The organism is Salmonirosea aquatica (assembly GCF_009296315.1).
In the GTDB taxonomy this organism is placed as follows: domain Bacteria; phylum Bacteroidota; class Bacteroidia; order Cytophagales; family Spirosomataceae; genus Salmonirosea; species Salmonirosea aquatica.
Genome location: NZ_WHLY01000002.1, coordinates 2,989,385 through 3,009,029, shown reverse-complemented (window position 1 = coordinate 3,009,029; position 19,645 = coordinate 2,989,385). Strand labels below are relative to the sequence as shown.

17 protein-coding genes and 1 tRNA gene are annotated in these 19,645 nt (G+C 50.5%); 8 read left to right on the top strand and 10 right to left on the bottom strand.

The genetic code is table 11. The annotated features are described in order from the left end of the window. Positions 1–192 precede the first annotated feature (192 nt). Positions 193–1,674 carry a M14 family zinc carboxypeptidase gene (locus GBK04_RS13650; RefSeq protein ID WP_152760532.1) on the bottom strand — a complete coding sequence of 494 codons (1,482 nt, stop codon included), beginning with the start codon at positions 1,672–1,674 and terminating at the stop codon, positions 193–195. Between the two features lie 169 nt (positions 1,675–1,843). On the opposite strand from GBK04_RS13650, the gene GBK04_RS13645 reads away from it, so the two are divergent. Continuing rightward, positions 1,844–2,566 (top strand): RluA family pseudouridine synthase, encoded by a 723-nt coding sequence (locus tag GBK04_RS13645; RefSeq protein ID WP_152760530.1) that lies wholly within the window; start codon positions 1,844–1,846, stop codon positions 2,564–2,566. A gap of 12 nt (positions 2,567–2,578) precedes the next feature. Here the strand turns inward: GBK04_RS13645 and GBK04_RS13640 are convergent, their stop codons facing one another. Together GBK04_RS13640 and GBK04_RS13635 are read right to left on the bottom strand one after the other, a co-directional pair. Then, positions 2,579–3,220 carry a hypothetical protein gene (locus GBK04_RS13640; RefSeq protein ID WP_152760528.1) on the bottom strand — a complete coding sequence of 214 codons (642 nt, stop codon included), beginning with the start codon at positions 3,218–3,220 and terminating at the stop codon, positions 2,579–2,581. 146 nt (positions 3,221–3,366) lie between these two features. After that, positions 3,367–3,891, bottom strand: a complete 525-nt coding sequence (locus GBK04_RS13635; protein ID WP_152760526.1) for a hypothetical protein — start codon at positions 3,889–3,891, stop codon at positions 3,367–3,369. A 298-nt stretch (positions 3,892–4,189) separates the two neighbouring features. On the opposite strand from GBK04_RS13635, the gene GBK04_RS13630 reads away from it, so the two are divergent. Further along, positions 4,190–4,771 carry a nitroreductase family protein gene (locus tag GBK04_RS13630; protein WP_373330964.1) on the top strand — a complete coding sequence of 194 codons (582 nt, stop codon included), beginning with the start codon at positions 4,190–4,192 and terminating at the stop codon, positions 4,769–4,771. Positions 4,772–4,851: 80 nt separating this feature from the next. On the opposite strand, the gene msrA is transcribed toward GBK04_RS13630, so the two are convergent. Next, positions 4,852–5,415: a peptide-methionine (S)-S-oxide reductase MsrA gene (gene msrA / locus GBK04_RS13625; RefSeq protein WP_152760522.1), complete on the bottom strand. Its 564-nt coding sequence runs from the start codon at positions 5,413–5,415 to the stop codon at positions 4,852–4,854. 128 nt (positions 5,416–5,543) lie between these two features. Here msrA and GBK04_RS13620 point away from each other — a divergent pair, with 128 nt between their 5' ends. Then, entirely contained in the window at positions 5,544–6,086 is a 543-nt protein-coding gene (locus GBK04_RS13620; protein ID WP_152760520.1) for a CopD family protein, read from the top strand. A 122-nt stretch (positions 6,087–6,208) separates the two neighbouring features. On the opposite strand, the gene GBK04_RS13615 is transcribed toward GBK04_RS13620, so the two are convergent. From GBK04_RS13615 to hpt, 3 genes are all read right to left on the bottom strand, one after another. Further along, positions 6,209–6,292, bottom strand: a tRNA-Leu gene (locus GBK04_RS13615). Between the two features lie 225 nt (positions 6,293–6,517). Then, positions 6,518–7,915 carry an MBL fold metallo-hydrolase RNA specificity domain-containing protein gene (locus GBK04_RS13610; protein WP_152760518.1) on the bottom strand — a complete coding sequence of 466 codons (1,398 nt, stop codon included), beginning with the start codon at positions 7,913–7,915 and terminating at the stop codon, positions 6,518–6,520. A 115-nt stretch (positions 7,916–8,030) separates the two neighbouring features. Then, positions 8,031–8,618 carry a hypoxanthine phosphoribosyltransferase gene (gene hpt, locus GBK04_RS13605; protein WP_152760515.1) on the bottom strand — a complete coding sequence of 196 codons (588 nt, stop codon included), beginning with the start codon at positions 8,616–8,618 and terminating at the stop codon, positions 8,031–8,033. Positions 8,619–8,731: 113 nt separating this feature from the next. Here hpt and GBK04_RS13600 point away from each other — a divergent pair, with 113 nt between their 5' ends. Continuing rightward, positions 8,732–9,970: a tetratricopeptide repeat protein gene (locus GBK04_RS13600; protein WP_373331453.1), complete on the top strand. Its 1,239-nt coding sequence runs from the start codon at positions 8,732–8,734 to the stop codon at positions 9,968–9,970. 81 nt (positions 9,971–10,051) lie between these two features. Here the strand turns inward: GBK04_RS13600 and GBK04_RS13595 are convergent, their stop codons facing one another. Next, positions 10,052–10,525 (bottom strand): Lrp/AsnC family transcriptional regulator, encoded by a 474-nt coding sequence (locus GBK04_RS13595; RefSeq protein ID WP_152760513.1) that lies wholly within the window; start codon positions 10,523–10,525, stop codon positions 10,052–10,054. Positions 10,526–10,709: 184 nt separating this feature from the next. Continuing rightward, on the bottom strand, positions 10,710–11,651 hold the full coding sequence (locus GBK04_RS13590; RefSeq protein ID WP_152760511.1) for a GDP-L-fucose synthase family protein: 942 nt from the start codon (positions 11,649–11,651) through the stop codon (positions 10,710–10,712). A 279-nt stretch (positions 11,652–11,930) separates the two neighbouring features. Here GBK04_RS13590 and GBK04_RS13585 point away from each other — a divergent pair, with 279 nt between their 5' ends. Both GBK04_RS13585 and GBK04_RS13580 read left to right on the top strand, forming a co-directional pair. After that, complete coding sequence (locus tag GBK04_RS13585) at positions 11,931–12,953, top strand: toxin-antitoxin system YwqK family antitoxin (RefSeq protein ID WP_373330963.1); 1,023 nt, start codon at positions 11,931–11,933, stop codon at positions 12,951–12,953. An 83-nt stretch (positions 12,954–13,036) separates the two neighbouring features. Further along, entirely contained in the window at positions 13,037–14,740 is a 1,704-nt protein-coding gene (locus GBK04_RS13580) for a hypothetical protein (protein WP_152760509.1), read from the top strand. An 87-nt stretch (positions 14,741–14,827) separates the two neighbouring features. On the opposite strand, the gene GBK04_RS13575 is transcribed toward GBK04_RS13580, so the two are convergent. Beyond that, positions 14,828–16,123 (bottom strand): D-alanyl-D-alanine carboxypeptidase/D-alanyl-D-alanine-endopeptidase, encoded by a 1,296-nt coding sequence (locus GBK04_RS13575; RefSeq protein WP_373330962.1) that lies wholly within the window; start codon positions 16,121–16,123, stop codon positions 14,828–14,830. A gap of 87 nt (positions 16,124–16,210) precedes the next feature. Between GBK04_RS13575 and GBK04_RS13570 the strand changes: the two genes are divergently transcribed. After that, positions 16,211–18,136 carry a RecQ family ATP-dependent DNA helicase gene (locus GBK04_RS13570; protein ID WP_152760507.1) on the top strand — a complete coding sequence of 642 codons (1,926 nt, stop codon included), beginning with the start codon at positions 16,211–16,213 and terminating at the stop codon, positions 18,134–18,136. Beyond that, positions 18,133–19,641: a DUF5723 family protein gene (locus GBK04_RS13565; RefSeq protein ID WP_152760505.1), complete on the top strand. Its 1,509-nt coding sequence runs from the start codon at positions 18,133–18,135 to the stop codon at positions 19,639–19,641. Before GBK04_RS13570 ends, GBK04_RS13565 begins: the two co-directional genes overlap by 4 nt. Positions 19,642–19,645 lie beyond the last annotated feature (4 nt).

Below are 19,645 nucleotides of genomic sequence, written 5' to 3'. Positions count from 1 at the left end.
GCAAAAGTACACTGGCAATATTACCCCAATATTACGCCAAGGTTATGGATGAATTACATATAGGTTATTCGTATAAATTATTGGAAATCAATAATTTATAATTTTTAATCAAACAAATTTTAATTTGCTAATTGGGCGGTAATTATTACTTTTCGAGTGGCATGCTAATAGAAAATCTTATAAAAATTTGGTCTACTCCACAATTCCGTTTCCAGTTTTTTTGAAGGGTTTTTCCACATCATGCGCATAGCCATTGATCACGACGTAGCGAACCTTTCCGTCCTTTTTTAATACAAAGGTAGCGGTGTCGCCGAGGTCGGGGGCAGTGGTGGGAGCAGAGGTACCCCGGAGGATATGGAAGGGCTGCACCGTAAAGTACAGGCCCAGATTTCGTGAAGGTGTTGTACTTGACTGTACGGTCAGGTAGGTATAGCCCTGTTTCCAGAGTGCGACAGGATTAAGCTTGGCCGCCTCGCTGATGTTTTTCAAGGGAGTCGGATACACTTTGCCCCGCTCCATAAGGTACCCTTCGGCATTCAATTCCTCCGAACCGTAGTGGGTCGAAAGATCGCCGTATTCCTCTACTTTGCTATATGTGAAGAATTTAGTAGCATTGGCGTAGTTGACTTCATTACGGTTAATTCCCAGATCCGTCTGGTAGGTTTTGGTACCCTGCTTCACAGTCGCATTGCGCACCAGCAGATCAAACAAGTAGCGGCCGTTTTCAGGAATCTGATAATAATCATCGCGGTTTTCGGCAGCCAGGGTACCATCTGCTACGGCCGATAGACCCGACAAGATCGCCACGAAGTTCAACTGCCGGATGTACTGCTTCTCGGGATCGCCCAGGTACCCCCCCGATTCAATCAGGATCAGCGTGGTACCCCACTTCTGCACATTATCACCAAAGGCGCGAGGCTCGTGGTCGTCAGCATAACGCGCTACCTGACCGGGAATGAACAGCTGCAGCAGGCGGTTCATCCGCACGATCATCTTCATGGATTTCTCCCGCACGGGGTTGATGTTCCGGTCGTAGTCGTAGGCGGTAGCCAGGAAAGAGATCGTGGCGACCTTGGGGCTGCGCCCGGCGGAGTAGCGCGGGCTTTGGTCGTGCAGATTGAAGCCGAATTCGGGTTTCAGGGTTTGTTGCAGCTCTTTCAGGATACGTCCTTCGGGGGTTTGCAGGTAGAGGGCGTCACGGTTCATATCGATGCCCTGGGCGGTGCGGCGCTGGTAACGTTCGGCCCCATCGGGATTGAGCATGGGCACAATATAGAGCGTGGTACTATCGAGCAACTGCTTTCTCAAATCCTCAAAGCCATCGTTTTTGGCTTCCAGAAAATTGAGAATATCAAAAATCGCCATCGTGGCCGTCGGTTCATCGCCGTGCATCTGCGTCCACAGCAGGGCGGTATGCGGACCGTGGCCTACCTTGATCATCGTGATTTCCCGGCCTTCGAAAGACTCCCCTACTTTCGTGACTTCGTACAGCGGGTTTTCCCGCCGGGACTGGATCAGAGCCTGTACCTCTTTGTGCTTGAAGCGGCGCTGGGTCAGGGTACCTTCGCGGTAGGAGTCGTGGGCTTTGTGCAGGCGCTGGGCCAGCGGAATGGGTTGAGCCGAAAGCATACAGGATATGGGTAGGACGATAAGTAGAGCGAGCGGTTTGATCATGACGCTATTTATTTCTGCAAAAATAGGGGCTATTTAACTTTAAAAAACCGGCCGGACCCAAGGGCGGAAAGAAATCCGCGCATCCTGATGTCTGCCCGGTTCCTTATTTTCAATAGAATATGCCGACCTTTGTAAAAAAACAAAGCTCTTAAATGGGGAGCAGCAGACTATGAAGATTGATTTTAAAGATATTATTCTATTCGAAAACGACGATTTTCTGATCGTCAATAAACCTCACAATCTGGCCACTCTGGACGAGCGCACCGCCGACCGCGGGGGTAGCCTATTGCGTCTGGCCAAAGACTATAATCCTGACCTACAAGCCGCCCACCGACTGGATAAGGAAACTTCGGGAGCCCTGGCTTTTGCCAAACACCGCGAGGCATACCGGCATCTGGCCATGCAGTTTGAACACCGAGAGGTTACCAAGCGCTACCATGCCGTAGTGAATGGCATGCATAACCTGGATAGTGTGTCGGTGTACCTACCCATAGTGCAACTCAAAAGCGGTACGGCCGTGGCGATTGATCGCGTCAAAGGTAAATTGGCCGAAACCATATTCAACACGCTGAAAGTGTACAAAGGCTATACATTGGTGGAATGCATGCCCATCACGGGCCGGATGCACCAGATTCGGATTCACCTTTCCTGCCTGAAAGCCCCTATCGTCAACGATCCGCAGTATGGCGGCGAACCGATCTACCTGTCCAGCATCAAGCGAAAGTTCAACCTCAAACAAGGTACCGAAGAACAGCCGTTGATTCAGCGCGTGGCGTTGCACGCGCATTCACTATCGTTTTTCCTGATGGATGGGGAAGGGATTCGGGTAGAAGCGCCGTACCCCAAGGATATGGAGGTATTGGTGAAGCAATTGGATAAGTGGGGAGCGTAGGGTGAGGGCTTTTTAGAAACCAGATGACGAGGTAATAATTAAATAAATCAACGAAACAATAATGCCGGCCAGGAATGTCACAATGCCCAGAGCAGTGCCAATGATAGCCGCAGTCTCACCAGGAGATGCAATCCGTTGCTTTTTGATTTGGCCGAAGGAGACAAAACCCATTACCATCCCAGTTGTACCTACCGCACAGCCTGCGATAAATAGCCAAATTGGGGCTGATAGAACCGTAGTGGATATAATGGCAAAAAAACCAATCAACCCTAATGCAAGTGAAAGTTCTCCCAGATTTTTGCCTTTGTATGCTTTGGGCTTGTTTTCTTTCTGACGAGCTATAGATGTCGACTGCACTTTCCCGAGCCTGTTTTTTCCTTTCCCAATGAAATTAGGGGGTTTTCTTCCCTCCTCATGCACCGCAGAAACAGAAAAATAGTCAGCCGAAATGCTTTTTACTGTATCTGATTCTTTCAGAAGCGTCGCAGTCGTCCGCACTTCGGCCGAAGCGGATAACGATTCTGGTACAGGGAAAGCCTCTACACGCTTATCTTGGGCAAGGTATGCCCCGCCATTTGGAATGCTAAAATACTCTTTTCGGTGACAAGCTCCCAACACAGCCAGGAAGAACAGTAGTAAAGTCAGATTTCTCATAAAAAAGCTGCGTACTATGCGTACCAACAGAAGGTAATTAGTATGGGTTGTACTATGAAAACAAGCTGACCTTCTAATCCAGCTTAAATGCAAAAAAAGCGCCGCTAGGGTTTTAGCGGCGCTTTTTGTTTGAATCTTTTGCCTGATCAGAACTTCAAGGCTAAACCGAGTTTTACAGCTGAAACTCCGTAGCCTACCTCGGCAAAGGCACCCAAGTTAGGCTTGAAATAGTACTTGCCGCCTAGGTGGATGCCAAACAAAACCTGGTTACCGTAAGCATTGTTATAGTTCCCAATGTAGCCCGTATCATCTTTGAAGCTCGAAATATAGTAACCTAGTTGTACGCCACCATATAAGTCAATCTGGTCATTATTGAGGTTTAACAGTTCATTTACATGGTAAGAACCACGTAGGGCAATCGGCATGAAGGTGTAACGCCACTTATAACCTACATAGCCATAATTCCAAGTATAATAATCGATTTGTGCACCAACGCTAATTTGGTCGGTTACCCCGTACTCAAACGAGGCTCCGATGGGCAGGCCACCGCCATAATAGCCGTTAAGTCCAATTCCCAAATTAAGAAGTTTGTCGCCTTGAGCATACTGGGCATTGGCAGTACTACATGCCAATAGGGTTACGATGAAGAGAGAAGAAAATAATTTTTTCATGATCAAATAGATTAACGTGAATTATAAATATTGATGCAAATTAATGAGTTTCTTTTCAGCCCTCAAAAACCAGGAAGGTGTTAATTATTATTCGGTAAGGAATCGTACATAATCATGCTCTATGAACGAGTAAAAATACGAAAAGCCCCACAGCTTGCAAGGGTATAACCTTACATACTTTATATTTATACTCGTCACTCAGCCACTAAGATGCATGAATTCGCATAGCCCTTACCCGTCCGTCCCCCCCCGCCCGGATGACGAACTAATCCGAAGCTGCCGCACCTATTTCGAAATTATGGAAAAGCGCCGCTCTCTGCGATTCTTTTCGGATCATCCGGTGCCGAAAGCGGCTGTCGAGCAGATTCTTATGACAGCCTCTACCGCACCTTCGGGTGCCCATAAGCAGCCCTGGACTTTTTGTGCGGTGAGCGATCATGCAATAAAACGGCAAATCAGACTAGCGGCCGAAGAAGAGGAATACCGCAGCTACCACGGACGTATGAGCGCAGAATGGCTGCGCGACCTGGCCCCGCTGGGTACCGACTGGCACAAGCCTTTCCTGGAAACCACCCCGTGGCTGATCATCGTATTTCGGCGGATTTATGAATTTGGGGAAGGTGGGAAGAAGCAGAACAACTACTATGTCAATGAATCGGTAGGAATCGCCTGCGGATTTTTGCTGGCCGCCATTCATCAGGCCGGGTTGGTGGCGCTTACGCACACGCCCAGTCCGATGGATTTCCTGACGAAAGTACTAAACCGGCCCGCTAATGAAAAACCTTATCTGCTGATACCCATAGGGTACCCCGCCCCGGATGCTACGGTACCTGATCTCATCCGCAAGCGCAGTGACGAGGTGATAGTCTGGTATGAATGAGGAAGACGGGAAAAAGGGTGAATGGTCAATGTCGTATTTTTATTCCCATTGACCGTTCACCCTTGACTTTTCTCCCAATCCTAAACGAATTCCGGCTTCAGTTTCTCTTTGAAGACTTTCTTGAATTTTTCCACCTTGGGCGCTACCACAAAGGCACAGTACCCCTGGCCGGGATTGTTGATGAAATAATTCTGGTGGTAGGCCTCGGCAGGGTAGAAGGTTTCGGCCGGTGAAATTTCCGTAACGATCGGATTTGAATAAGCGCCCGATTTATCCAACTCTTTTACAGCCTCTTCGGCGAGCTGGTGCTGGCCTTCGTTGTGGTAGAAAATAACCGACCGATACTGGGTACCTACATCGTTGCCCTGGCGGTTGAGCGTGGTAGGGTCGTGGCTGCGGAAAAAAGCTTCGAGCAACTCGGCGTAACTGACCTGATTGGGATCGTAGGTAACCTGTACGCATTCAGCATGGCCGGTCGCCCCGCTGCATACCTGTTCGTAGGTAGGGTTTGCGCGCTGTCCGCCCGAATAACCCGATACTACCTTATGTACCCCCTGCATGGTTTGGAAAACGGCCTCGGTACACCAGAAGCAACCCGTACCGAAGGTGGCGACGCTGAGGTCGCTGTTGGTTTCGTTGTTCATATATTTCTGTTTTCAACGCAGACACCGTTTTGAAGGGTGTCCGTGTTATCGTAGTTTTGTTAATTGTTAAATAACCATTCGGCCGGAAAGAAAGTTTTCCAAGGTACCCTCCCCTTAGCCAACCCTTCATGTACCTCTACGTAAAATCACTGCACATCATTTTTATCGTGAGCTGGTTCGCAGGATTGTTCTATATGCCACGCCTATTTGTGTACCATACTGAAGCCAACGACCGTCCCGAAACGGAGCGCCGGGTTTTGTTTGGGCAGTTTGTCAAAATGGAGGGTCTATTGTTCCGGGCGATTATGGTACCCGCCCTGTGGCTCACCCTCATTACAGGTACTACCCTGCTCTATCTGATGCCCGAGTGGCTGAGTCAGGGCTGGATGCAGATCAAGCTGGGGTTTGTGGCGGGGCTGGTAGGGTACCACCTGTATACCCGAAAACTCCTGTACGAATTGAAGGCCGAACAGTTTCGTTTTTCGTCCTTGCAACTACGACTCTGGAATGAGGTGGCTACCATATTCCTGTTTGCCATCGTTTTTTTGGTTATCTTAAAAAGTACCGTTCAATGGCTTTGGGGGGTCGGTGGGCTACTTGTTTTTGCGGTGCTCATCATGAGCGCAGTGCGTCTGGCGAAGCGGGCAAGAGAGAAACGGGATATTGAATAGAAAAGGGAACCTCTTTGTGATTTTATCCAAATAAAAAAGACGGGCAAGATGGCGACCGTCGCTCCGACCGCCCTACAAACAAAAGCCTTCGCTTTCGCGAAGGCTTTTTAACTTTAGAAGTGTGACGGAGGCGAGACTCGAACTCGCATGTCCGCAAAGACACACGCCTCTGAAACGTGCGTGTCTACCAATTCCACCACTCCGCCAGATTCCCTATTGGGGCCACAAAGATAAGCGCATTGGTTTTATTTGTGCAAGTGTTTTGTCGAATTGTTTATGCGTAGGTTTACTAATCGCGTCTATAAAGTCGGGTATGAATAGGCATTAGCCTCATTATTACCATGATTACCTGTTGCTTTGGAGAAACGGCCTGTATGGTGTCTGGGGCAGCTGTCCACTTGACCCACTCGAACATCCTCGAATGAATCCTACTATACTACCACCCGCTCGTGCATTTCGGGAATGTGAATGCGGCCGAAGCCTTCGCGCTGGAGTTTCAGTTTGAAACTCGTCTGCGTGTCGTACTCCCCGTGTACCAGAAAAAGCTGATCTACCCGCGCCGCATCCTGGCAAGAAAGAAAATCAATCATTTCGTTGTAGTCGCCGTGGGCTGAAAACGATTCCAGGGCTTGAATATGGGCTTTCACTTCGTACTCCTGCCCGAAAATATTGACATGTTTCTCGCCCCGCTTCAACTGCCCCGCCAGGGTATGGGGAGCAGCGTACCCCACAAACAAAATTGTGGTCGAAGGTTTTTCGATGTTATTCTTGATGTGGTGCTTCACACGCCCGGCCTCAGCCATGCCCGACGCTGAGATGATAATGCAGGGCTCGTCGCGGTCATTGATGGCCTTGGAATCGGCCACATCGGAAATATAGTGGAGATAAGGGAACGCAAAGGCATCACCGTCGCGCTCGATGTAATCCAGAATTTCCGGATTGAAGTACTCTTCATTGGCTTTCATCACCGCCGTAGCCTTGATGGCCAGGGGGCTATCGATATATACCGGTATGCGCGGTAGTTGACCCGCGCTGGACAGGCGGTCCAGGGCATAGATTAGTTCCTGAGTCCGATCCACAGCAAAAGCGGGTATGATCAGTTTTCCCCGGTCTTCGACACAACATTTGTACACGATGCGTTGCAGGTGCGCCTGCAAATCGGGCTGGGCCTCGTGTAGGCGGTCGCCATAGGTCGACTCGCAGATGATGAGGTCAGCCTGTGGAAAATCGTCCCACTTGCGCAGGATTTTGTCTTCGGGCCGGCCAATGTCACCCGTAAACGTCAATTTCTTGAAGGTACCCCCATCTTTAATATTCAGATTCACCGCCGCGCTGCCGATGATGTGGGCAGCATCGGTAAAAAACACATCGACTTCATCCTTTCCCAGTTGGAAATTTTGGCCGTAGCGTACAGGTTTGAACAAATCCAGCGCCCGCTTGGCATCTTCGGAATCATAGAGCATTTCCAGTTCTTCCCGTCCCTGATGGCGACGGCGCTTATTGATGCGTTCTACGTCCTTTTCCTGAATATAGGCGCTGTCCATAAGCATGATTTGGCACAAATCCGCCGTAGCTCCCGTGCAATAAATCGGGCCCTTAAACCCCTGCTTCACCAGCCGCGGAATAAGTCCACTGTGGTCGATGTGGGCGTGTGATAGCACGAGATAGTCGATTTCCGAAGGGTTGAATCCGAAATGCTGATTTAGTTCATCGGTTTGAATACCCTGAAACAGGCCGCAGTCCAATAGAATTTTGGTACCTTGATCGGTGGTGATGAGGTGCTTGCTACCCGTTACCATACGGGCCGCACCATGAAATTGTAGCTGCATTTTCAGTGTTGGGGTTTAGAAGTGAATTTATTTATGGGGTACATAGCGGCAAAGGCAAAAGGTGAAAGGTGAAAGGTAGGATGGTACATAAAAGTTTTCTTGCTTTGGTACTCGGTTACTTTGTGCCTTTGTTCCCTTCTGGCTGTGCCTCTTTGGTATCCTTCTCCTCGGGAGCCTCCGCCAACACATACACCCCATTAAGATTGCGACCCTGCTCTTCATAATCCAGACCAAAGCCAACCACGAAACGGTTTTCTATTACGAAGCCTACATAGCGAGTATCCACTTCTTCACGCATGGCCTCGGGCTTATGAAGTAACGTAGCGATTTCTACACTGATCGCACCCTTACCCCGGAGTTGAGCGGTGAGTTGGGCCATCGTGAGGCCAGTATCGACGATGTCCTCCACAATCACCACGTGCCGGTCCTGCACGGACTCTTCCAGTCCGATAATTTGCTTGACCCGTCCCGACGACTCCATGGTTTCGTACGACGAGAGCCGGACGAAGGTAATCTCACTGGGAATGGTCACGTACTTGAACAGCTCGGCGGCGAACAGAAAGGCGCCTTTCAACACCACCACAAACAGAGGACTCTTATCCTGGTAGTCTTCGTTAAGTTCAGTGGCCAGTTCTTTGATCCGCCGCTCCAGCTCGTTGGGATCCAGAAAGGGTACAAAGGTTTTATCTTTTACAGTAATCATAGACGATTTGGGCGTGAAGGGCCAAATTAACCCATTTTTTAAAATTAGCCCCTACGACAAACGGAAAATACCAAACCTGCGTTACTTTGGGACAGATTTTTGAGTTTGATTTTATGCTAAAAAAAAGCAATCCATATCCCCTGATTTTCTTGTTTTGGCTGGTACTGGCTCTGACTCCCGGCCGGGCTCAGCTTTACTCGGCCTCCGACCTCGACAAGAACTACGATATGCTGCTGAAAAACCCCGGCGTGCAGATCGAAGCAACCGAGGCCATCAATTTGCTCTATAACTACAAGTTCAGCGAGGCGGAATCCGAGTTCCGCTGGTTGAAGTACCGGTACCCCCACCACCCCATGCCTCAGTTTCTAATGGGATTGGCCGACTGGTGGAAAATTGTCCCAAATACGGACAATACGGCCTACGACGACCGTTTTCTGGCCCGCATGGATTCGTGTATTTACCTGGCGGAAAAACTTTACGAACAGAAAGAATACAAGGTGGAACCGGCTTTTTTCCTGGCAGCGGCCTATGCTTTCAAGGGGAGGCTATACGCCGAGCGCAAGCAATGGACGAAGGCTACCTTTGCGGGAAAGAACGCGCTCAAGTACCTAGAGAAAAGTAAAGGGTACGGTGAGCTGAGCCCGGAGCTATTGTTTGGCGACGGCATTTATAATTATTATTCCGAGTGGATACCTAAAGAGTACCCCCTGCTGAAACCGGTGCTGATTTTCTTTCAGAAGGGAAATAAGAAACTGGGTATCCAGCAATTGGAAAAAGTAGCCAATAACGCCTTTTATACCCGCGTAGAGGCGAGGTACTTCCTGCTGCAGATTTACAGCCTGGAAAATCAGTACGGCAAAGCGTATGATATGGCCAAGTATATGTGGCAGACGTTCCCGGACAATCCCTACTTTGAGCGCTATTTTTGCCGCTCGGCTTTTGTAACGGGCCATTCGAGCGAGGCGCGTCAGGCGGCTCGTAATATGCTGGACAAAATCGAACGTGGCCTGCCCGGCTACGAGGGCGTAAGTGGTCGGAACGCCGCCTACGTACTGGGTTATTACAGTTTCAACTACGATAAAAATTACGAAGAAGCGGCCAACTACTACCAGAAGGCCATCAACTATTCGGTTCAGACCAATTCGCTGGATGCTGGCTACTATGTGTCGTCGCTGATCGGGCTGGGTAAGATCGCCCAGGAAAGGAAGAATCTGGATGAAGCGCAGCGTTACTATAAGCTGGCCTATGATAAGGCCGACCGCAAGTCGAGCCAGCACGATGAGGCTAAGAAAGCCATTGACGATTTGAAAAAAAACCGTCGGGAGGATCGGCGCAGCCGCCGCCGCAAATAATAGAGCGATACAGAAAACGCCCCGCTCTCGGACCGAGAGCGGGGCGTTTTTATTACATCCGAGTGATCTTACCTTCTTATATTAAGGCAAGGGAAGTGTTTTGCTTTCCTTAAAGGTAGATAGAATTACCATCGTCTGTGTATTGGCCACTTCCTCGATCTCGTTGATCGTTTCAAGCATCAGTTTTTGGTAAGTGCTGATGTCCTTTGAAATCACTTTGATCAGAAAATCACCCGTTCCGGTAATGTGATGGCATTCGATGATGTCAGGAATCGAATTGACTTTTGCTACAAAAGAATCGGTTACCACTTTTTTGTGACCGACTAAGGAAATCTGCACAAAGGTACTTACCCCCAGCCCTACCTTTTCGGGATCCAACTGAGCATGGTAACTCTTGATGATACCTGCATGTTCCAGTTTTTTAACACGTTCGAGCGTGGGGGCAGGAGAAAGTCCGATTTCTTTAGAAAGCTGCGCGTTAGTGATTTTGGCGTTAGATTGGAGTATTTCCAGTACTTTACGATCGATCTGATCGAGTTTCAAGTTAGATGACATTGCTTTGCAACGGATTATAAGGAGCCCTGAAATGAACGCTGCAAAGCTACTGAGTTTTCCGAAGATTATTACAAATAAATAGGGGAATTTTCTTAAAGCATAAAATTATCGTGGGCTAAACCGGACTTTCACCTACAATAATTAGGTTTCATAATTTTTTACTTCTACTTCCCCCGGCCTCTTCTCAGACCGCGTAGCTTTCTATTTTTTTCAGAAAGTCCTGGTAAGTAGCCCTGATCCCTTCTTCAATTCCAATCGAATGTTTCCAGCCCAATCCGTGCAGTTTGCCTACATCCATCAGCTTGCGTGGGGTACCATCGGGCTTGTCGGTATTCCAGTGAATCTGCCCTTCATACCCTACCACCTGCTGGATCAATTCGGCCAAAGCTTTAATGGTAACATCCTCACCGACACCAATATTAATCAGTTCGGGCTCGTCGTAGTGCTGCATCAGGAAATAGCAGGCGTCGGCCAGATCATTGGCGTGCAGGAACTCGCGCCGGGGCGATCCGGTACCCCATAGTTCTACAAAGGGTTTTCCCTCTACTTTGGCCTCGTGAAACTTCCGGATCATGGCGGGTAGCACGTGGGAATTGTTCAAATCATAATTGTCGTTGGGGCCATACAGATTAGTAGGCATCACCGAAATAAAATGGCTGCCGTACTGGCTGCGATAGGCTTCGCAGAGTTTGATACCCGCGATTTTGGCGATAGCGTAGGGTTCATTGGTGGGTTCGAGTAGTCCCGTCAGCAGGTAGTCTTCCCGCAGGGGCTGGGGAGCCAGTTTAGGGTAGATACATGACGAGCCCAGGAACATCAGTTTCTGGACACCTACCCGATGTGCACTGTCGATGACATTGTTCTGGATTTGCAGGTTTTCCAGCAGGAAGTCAGCGCGGTAGATATTGTTAGCCATGATGCCCCCTACCTTGGCCGCGGCCAGAAAAACGTACTCGGGGCGCTCCTGGTCGAAAAATTCACGTACAGCCGACTGTTCACGTAAATCAAGTTCGGCCGAAGTACGGACCACGAAGTTGGTGAAACCTTCCGATTTCAGTTTTCGGTGAATGGCCGAGCCCACCATGCCCCGGTGGCCAGCGATGTAAATCTTAGCGTTCTTTTCCAAGGTGTTTTATTTTTGTAGCTGATAGCTTTTGGTTTTAAACGATTCATTGGACCATCAGGTTCGGGACAAATATACCGCCCCTTGCGTTATGATGGGATAAAAGCCAAAAAGTCTAATCCCGGAAAAGCGTGAGGTGAGGTACCCCTGACTCTGAAAACAAGTGGTAAAGGTATTTGAAAAAGCGTTTATTCGGGATAAGTTTATTTATTTGTGAATCAATAACATCACGCTGGGTTCGTTACAAGTTAAGAAGATCAAAAGCTCATAGAACGCACAACCATGATACAGAAAACCGCCCTCGGGGTGTGTATTTTGTGGATCAGTCTCCTGGCCAATGGCTGGGCGCAAACCGAAAAAAATAAGAAATCGGCCAAAGATCGCCTGCAGGGTACCCAGGCGAAAACGGACACCCTGCGCGAAAAACTATTGAAATCCACCGGAATCGACGCCCAGTTGCCAGGCTTGGACCCTTCGGCAAGCCTATCGCTGCCCGGGGGAAAAGGCAAGTCGGCCAGCCTCTCCCAGTTGCTGGGTGAAACCATTCCCGACCTGGGACTAAAAGCCAAGGAATTCAAGAGTCGCCGCTCAGAACGCCGCCAAAGAGCCAAGAAAGGGCGGCTGGCACGGGTCCAGTATGAAGGCATTCCGATGGAGGATGTCCAGGTAAAATACGGTAGCAGCGACCGGGCCACCATCGAGAGTTTTCACGTCCTGAAGGAGTATAAGCCCATCAGTGACTACGTGCGCGATATCCGCTGGTACGATCCGAAAACGAAGGCTCTCAAATCGGCCGTCATTAAGGACAAGGAACGCGCGCTCCCTCTGCACGGACCGTACAAAAAGTATGTCTCGGGTAACTTGGTGGAGGAGGGGTACTATTATATGGGCGTTAAGGATGGTCGCTGGGCGCGCTACGACACCAAATATAATCTGCTCGATAAGTCACACTGGTACCGGGGATTTCCGGCTGAATCGCGAATTACCTACTACGATTCGGCCCACACCAAGATCAAGGAAGTAGTTCCTATACAATTTGGTATTATTGACGGCGATTATTTCTCTTTTTACGACGAAGGCCAGTTGATGACCTACGGAAAATACGATTCGGGCCAAAAAGTAGGGCGTTGGATCGACTATTATCAGTACCGGCGCCAGCGCAAAAAAGAAACCCAGTATCCCAAAAGCCGCTGGGACGATGCGTTTGACCCCTTCGTACTGCGGGAGTGGGACGATAAAGGAAAACTCCTGTACGACTACACCAAAGACCCGCGCGCTTCTGCCGAAGTGGATGATCAAAACTGATTTGCCGCTGGCCACTACGGACACATTCCCGGAAATCTTTCCTACTTTTGGCCCTGATTTTTCGGTACGCTGACGTCCCTTTCATGGCTTTCCCATCCCCCATTTCCAATTCCCTCCTAAAACAAACGTGGCTCGCAGTCTTACTTTGCATGCTGCCCATTGGGCTGTACTTTGGGATCTTTGCTGAACTGGCTCTGAATGTCAATTACGTTGCCTTTGACGATATACTGATACTAGGCGTTATCCCGGGATTTGAAGAGGCCTCTTGGCTCGAACGCTGGCAGCGCCTCACCGATCCTTTTCCTGAGCATCGGCTTATTTTCTCCCGTTCTCTGGTACTGGCTTCCTACTATCTATTCGGAAAAGTCAATCTGGTGAGTCTGATGGTCATTGGAAACCTATGCTGGTTGGGCTGTGCGGGTGTATTCTATGCGGTTTTCCGTCGACTAAAGCTTTCACTCTGGTACTTTGTGCCGATCGTCTGGATTTGGTTCACGATCCACTCTTTCGAAAACATGTTTTGGGGCGTAAGCTCACTGTGTAATTTCGGCGTGCTGTTTTTTGCCATGCTAGCCTTCTACTTCGCTACCTATGCACCGGATCGTCTTTTTGTAGCGCTTCTTTTCGCGTTGCTGGCCACCTATAGCTATGGCAACGGCATTGTGGTTTTCGCCATTATCGCGATCCTGCTCTGGATCACCGGAAGGCGGAAAGACTTTTTCATTACCGTAGGTGTGACCATAGTAGTGGGCGTTATCTACTTCGCGGGCTTTCCCCAAAAGACCGACAGCCTCGATATTTCTGATATGCAGCAGGTGAAGGAGGGCATAGCGGGTTTCTTTGGTTTTATTGGGTCCATTGCTGCCCTGGATGCCTATACTACCGATCCTATTCCGCTGGCTCTGACGGTAGGGGCGGGTATCTTGATCATCATCACTTTTCTGCTGCTTCTCCGTCGGAAGCTTCTACCCTTGTTCCATGCTCTGGTAGGTAGGCCTCTCCCACTTAGTCCGATGGGGCAGTTTGCGCTGGCCATTTTCATCTTCATTGCCATTACTTCTTTTGCCGTGGTGTACAAGCGCATTCCGCTGGGAGGTTTTGAGTCTTTATTCAAAGGTCGCTACCGAATGTACACCGCCCTGGCCCTGGTTGCTTTGCATTTCGGGGCTTTGGCCTGGCTTCTTCCCGCCCGGCGCAGGATGTGGGCTATAGTAGCCATTCCCTTTACAATCATCCTGAATCTGGCGATCCTGTATGTCAATTTCGCCGTTGCGGTCAACAGTCGCCGGGCCGCTATTATCCAGGAATTCAATACCCGTTACAATGCCGACTGGCTGGGTCTGAGTATGTTCGAGATGGATCAGGCGCATTTTGAAAAAATCCGCAGCTACTATCAATCGGCGGACCCACTAGCCGAAGGCTGGAACCCCCGCGCGGCAACCACCACCCTGCCCTGCGTGGGAAATTACCCCTTGGACACGCTGTTTCAGTACAAGGAAGCCATCCACGCCTATGCCATGAAAAATTTTGTGGAGGCCGAAAAGAACTATACCGACGGCCCCTATATGCTACTCAAATCCGCTACCCATGTGTATGCGTCCGCTCCCGACCAGTTTGCGGTGCCCCTCCAGACATTTCTCCGCCGGCTCCGGTATTTTGCCCGGGGCTTTGAGGGTAGCTTTCATCAGGATACGGTCGAGCCCGGCGTGTATAAAATTTACGTGCTGATTCGGCAAGATGGCAAAAACAAGCTTTATTGTACGGGCAGGGAATGGGTGGAAGAATAAACGATCGTAGTTGCGTTCAGAATATTTTGAAATAGGTACTCAATCATCTGCATATCACCGCCGTAAAACTCTTCGTGACCGGCCAATTCAGTATTTATCGTGTAATCCCGTTAGTATCCGGGCCACTTCTGTCCGTATTTCGGCGGTCGGGCGTACAAAGTTATTATTCATAAAACTGAAATACAGTAGCTTCCCTTTTTTCGTAATCAGGTACCCACTCAGGCAATAGACATTGCTGAGACTACCCGTTTTGGCGTGAACGAAGGCTTCCTGCCCTTTGAACATCGACCGTAGGGTACCCGAACTTCCTCCGGCCGGGAGAATATTGAAAAGCCTGTCCTGCGGGATCTTTTGAGAAATTTTTCCGAGCAGGGCAATCATGGTGCGGGGGGTGAAAAGATTGTAGCGCGAAAGTCCCGATCCATCCCGCCACACGGGACGGTCGGGCAGATCGCCCAGGATATTCAGCTGGGCGTGTTCGATAGCCTGGGTCGTGTTGAGCGGGAGGCCATGAGCGGCAGCATAGAGTAACATCGTCTGCTCAGCCATCATGTTGTCGCTCACGAGCATCATACGCCTGTAGAGCGAGTCGGAAGGAATGCTATGCACTGTTTTCCAGGAACCGGATTGTTCTTCATCGGTCAATCCTACCTTTTTCTGCAAAGCGTAGGACAAAAGCTCGGCGGTTAGCTGATTTGACGTGCGGACGGGAATATCCTGTTCCAGGCCAGCGGGCAAGGCGTTGAGCGAGCGGCGGAAATGATTGTAGTACCGGTCGCGTACCAAGCCTACTACCGTTGTATCCAAATCCAGCGAATCCTGCCAGAATTCAGGCTGTACCCGTACATACAAACCCGAAGGACTGGTGAAACGGGCAATGTTGCCGTACATGGGCAGCGACGAGCGTTCGGCTTGGTAGTAGTCGTTGTAGTCATCCCACGACCAGCCCGGCCCGTAAGTGGGGTTGTCGGTAAGGGCGGTCGAGAATAGCAGTTTCTCTTTCCTGTTTTTCAAAAAATCGACCACCGCGCTGGAAGGTAGGTCAGGGTGCAGTAGTGAAGGGTCGCCCGTACCCCGGAAAACGAGTGCGCTGTCCCGAAGCTGGTATTGCAGCCCTGGAATAGAATCGCCCAAAGCCGTCAATGCGGCGTAGAAACTGAACAGCTTGGTGTTGGAAGCGGGCGTGAAGTAGTGATCGTCCTGGTAGGCGGCCAGCGTTTTCTGCTTCGCCGGATCATAGACCGATATCCCCACATGGTGCTGGGAAAGCACGGGTGAGGTTTTTACTTCTTTGTGAATATAATGAGATACGGAACAACCGGACAGGCACAGGGTCGAGAGAAAGAGCAGGCGAACAGAATTATAGGAAAACATATTGTTCATACTTTTAGGGAAAGTTTGGAGTAAAGATACAATTTACAGCCATTTGGCTCATACGGGCAGGAGACCCGTACTACATTTTACAAAAAAATGACCAACCTGCATGCCATTTTGAAACAATACTGGGGCTATGATACCTTCCGGCCTGTGCAGGAGGAAGCCATGCGGTCGGTGCTGGAAGGTAGGGATACGCTGGTGCTGCTTCCGACGGGTGGGGGAAAATCGCTCTGCTTTCAGGTACCTACCCTGGCACGGGAGGGCGTATGCATCGTGGTCACGCCGCTGATTGCCCTGATGAAAGATCAGGTAGAGCAACTTAAAAAACGACACATTCCGGCGGCAGCCATTCACGCAGGCATGAACCGCCACGAAATCGATATCACGCTCGACAATTGCATTCATGGGAATCTGCGCTTCCTCTACGTGTCGCCCGAGCGACTACGCACCGACATCATGATCGAGCGCGCCAAACAGATGAACATATCATTGCTGGCGATTGACGAAGCCCATTGCATCTCGGCCTGGGGCTACGATTTCCGCCCGGCTTATCTGCTCATTGCGGAGTTCCGGACTTTGCTGCCCGGGGTACCTGTCATCGCTTTGACAGCTTCGGCTACGGCGGAGGTACAGGCCGATATTCTGGACAAGTTGGAAATGAAGCAGGGTCGGGTATTCCGGCAGTCATTTGCCCGGGAGAACCTTTCGTACTCTACCTTTCCCGAAGAAAATAAGGAACGCAAGCTGCTGCAAATCCTCACCAACGTACCGGGTACCTCCATCGTGTACGTACGTACCCGCAAACGCACCCAGCAGATAGCCGAGTGGCTGACCCGGCAGGGAATCCGGGCCGACTACTACCATGCGGGGGTACCCTATCGCGACCGCACCGAGAAACAAATGGCCTGGCAGCGCGGGCAGACGCGCGTGGTGGTGGCCACCAATGCTTTCGGGATGGGCATCGATAAAGCCGATGTACGTTCAGTCGTGCACCTGGACCTGCCCGCGAGTCTGGAAGCGTACTATCAGGAGGCGGGCCGGGCCGGGCGCGATGGCCGTAAAGCGTATGCTGTGGCGCTATATAACCACAAGGATACGGACGATCTCAGTCAGGCTGTGGAGCGGAAGTACCCGCCCATCCAGACGCTGCGCCGGGTGTATCAAGCCCTGGCTAACTACTTTAAACTGGCCGTAGGAGCCGGAGAATTTACGAGTTACAGCCTGGATATACATGAGTTTACAGGTACCTTCGGCCTACAGGTTTCAGAAACACACTATGCGCTCAAACTGCTGGAAGAAGAAGGATTTCTGCAACTCAGCGAAGCGTTCAATGATTCTTCCAAACTCCATTTCCTGGTAGACAACCGACAATTGTACGACTTCCAGATACGCTACCCCGACTACGATCCGTTCATAAAATTAATCCTGCGCATGTACGGGGGCGAACTGTTCACCGAATATTTGCGGATTTCGGAAGGTGAGATAGGACGGGCTTACTATGCACCACTCCCGGAAGTGATGCAGAAATTGCAGTTTTTGCAGGAGCGCGACATCATCGATTACGAAAAGCAGCGCGACAAACCCCAACTGACGTTTCTGACGCCCCGGTTCGACGCGGAGCTTTTAACTTTGAATGTGTTTGACATCGAGAAGAAAAAAGAACGGGATTTGCGTAAGGTAGCGGCGGTGGTACACTACGCCCAACATCCGTCCCAGTGCCGGACCCTACTGCTACTCGACTATTTCAACGAACACGACGGCCGCCCCTGCGGCGTCTGCGACAACTGCCTGAAACGGCAAAAAGCCGAGAATGTTCATGACCAAACGGAAGAATTGACCCAAAGAGTGGTGGTACATTTGCACAATAACGGCCCCACAGCCCCACGCTCGCTTAGCGACGCGTTTGATCACATGCCTGAAAAACAATTATTGCAAGTCGTACGAAAGTTGATCGAACAGGAAACCATTCAGTACGACGCGCAGGGAAAACTAGTACTTAACGCAACCCGGCTTTCATGAAATTCAGCCATTCCCCTTTACTTGCCCTACTCACACTACTTCTGAACATATCTGTCAGCCAAGCGCAACAGGTACCCGGCCTGTCGCTCAGTAACTACGGTGGGCTCTACCGGGCTACGCAGAATCCTTCGGTGCTGGGCGGCTCACGCTACAAGTGGCAGGTCAACCTGGTCACGGCGGGCAGTACCATCAACAATCGCTACTTTATTTTCTTTGGCCGCAATTCCTATCTGTACCCCCTGCTGGTACCCCATTCTACACATGAATTATACGGGCGTTCCCGGACCATGGGTTCCATTACGGCCGCTGGGACGCCTACTGCTTACAGTCCCCTGCACGTAGCGAGTGAAGTTCGTTGGCCGTCGGTGATGTTTTCGGTAGGAAAAAACCACGGTTTTGCCTTTCAGGTCAGGTCGCGGGGTTTTGTGCAGGGAAATAATATCCCGCAGGCCATCCGCACGATGTACTACAGACGGCTTGATACACCCGCGACGCCTACGGCTTCGGGTACCTGGGGGGATTTTGACCTGAGTCAACAGAATTTTTCGGAGGCCAGTGCGTCGTATGGCTTGCAGCTGATAAACCTGCGCGCCCACAAACTCAAAGTTGGGGGTACCCTCAAGCGGGTATTCGGTGCACGGGCCGGGTACCTGCAAGGCTCGGTGGATGCTTATGAAATCCGCCAGGTAGATGGCGGCGATGCCGACGAGAAAGAATTGGTTCTGAACAATTTCTCGTACGAAAGCGGGTACACTCAGCCTAACCAGTCGTGGCGGCTGGGCGATGTATTAAATGGGACCAAGTACGGTACCGGCTGGGGCTACGATCTGGGCGCTACCTACGAGTTGGGCTCACACTGGGGTAGGTTGGAAGAGGACGACGATGCCCGGCCGGGGTACCTGATCCGTTTTTCGGCCTCCATCACCGACCTAGGCAGCATTCACTACCAAAGCCCCGACAGCCGGGTGGTTTCGGGAAACGAAATCAGGACGGTGATCGATCAACAGCAGCTCGAAACCCTAGGCAATGAGGGAGCGGATGGTTTCGCCAGTATTTTCCCCGGCCCTACTGAAACGATTCTAAAGCAGGACGCCCACCTACCCACCACGCTGCACTGGGACGTGGATGTGCAGTTGGTCAAGTCGTTTTATATTAATGTCGCCAAAGTCCAACGGTACGGCGATGCCCCGCAGAGCCCGCTGGACCTTACCCAACCCGATGCGTTGATTATCACACCCCGATTCGAAAACGAGGATTCGGATTTTTCGCTGCCGCTGACCTTCATGAAGGGAAACAAATATGTGTCGATGGGCGCCCTGGCGCGGTTTGGCCCCTTTCACCTGGGCTTTAGTAACCTCAACGGCCTGCTCAATCGGAAAGATCAGGACGCTACCCGGGCTACTTTCATGTACATGGGATTTTCGGTGTGGAAGTTCAAGGATCGGAAATTGGGCATAAAAAAACGCTGGCAGCCTTTTGAAGGTCGCCAGCGTAACAATGAATAGTTTC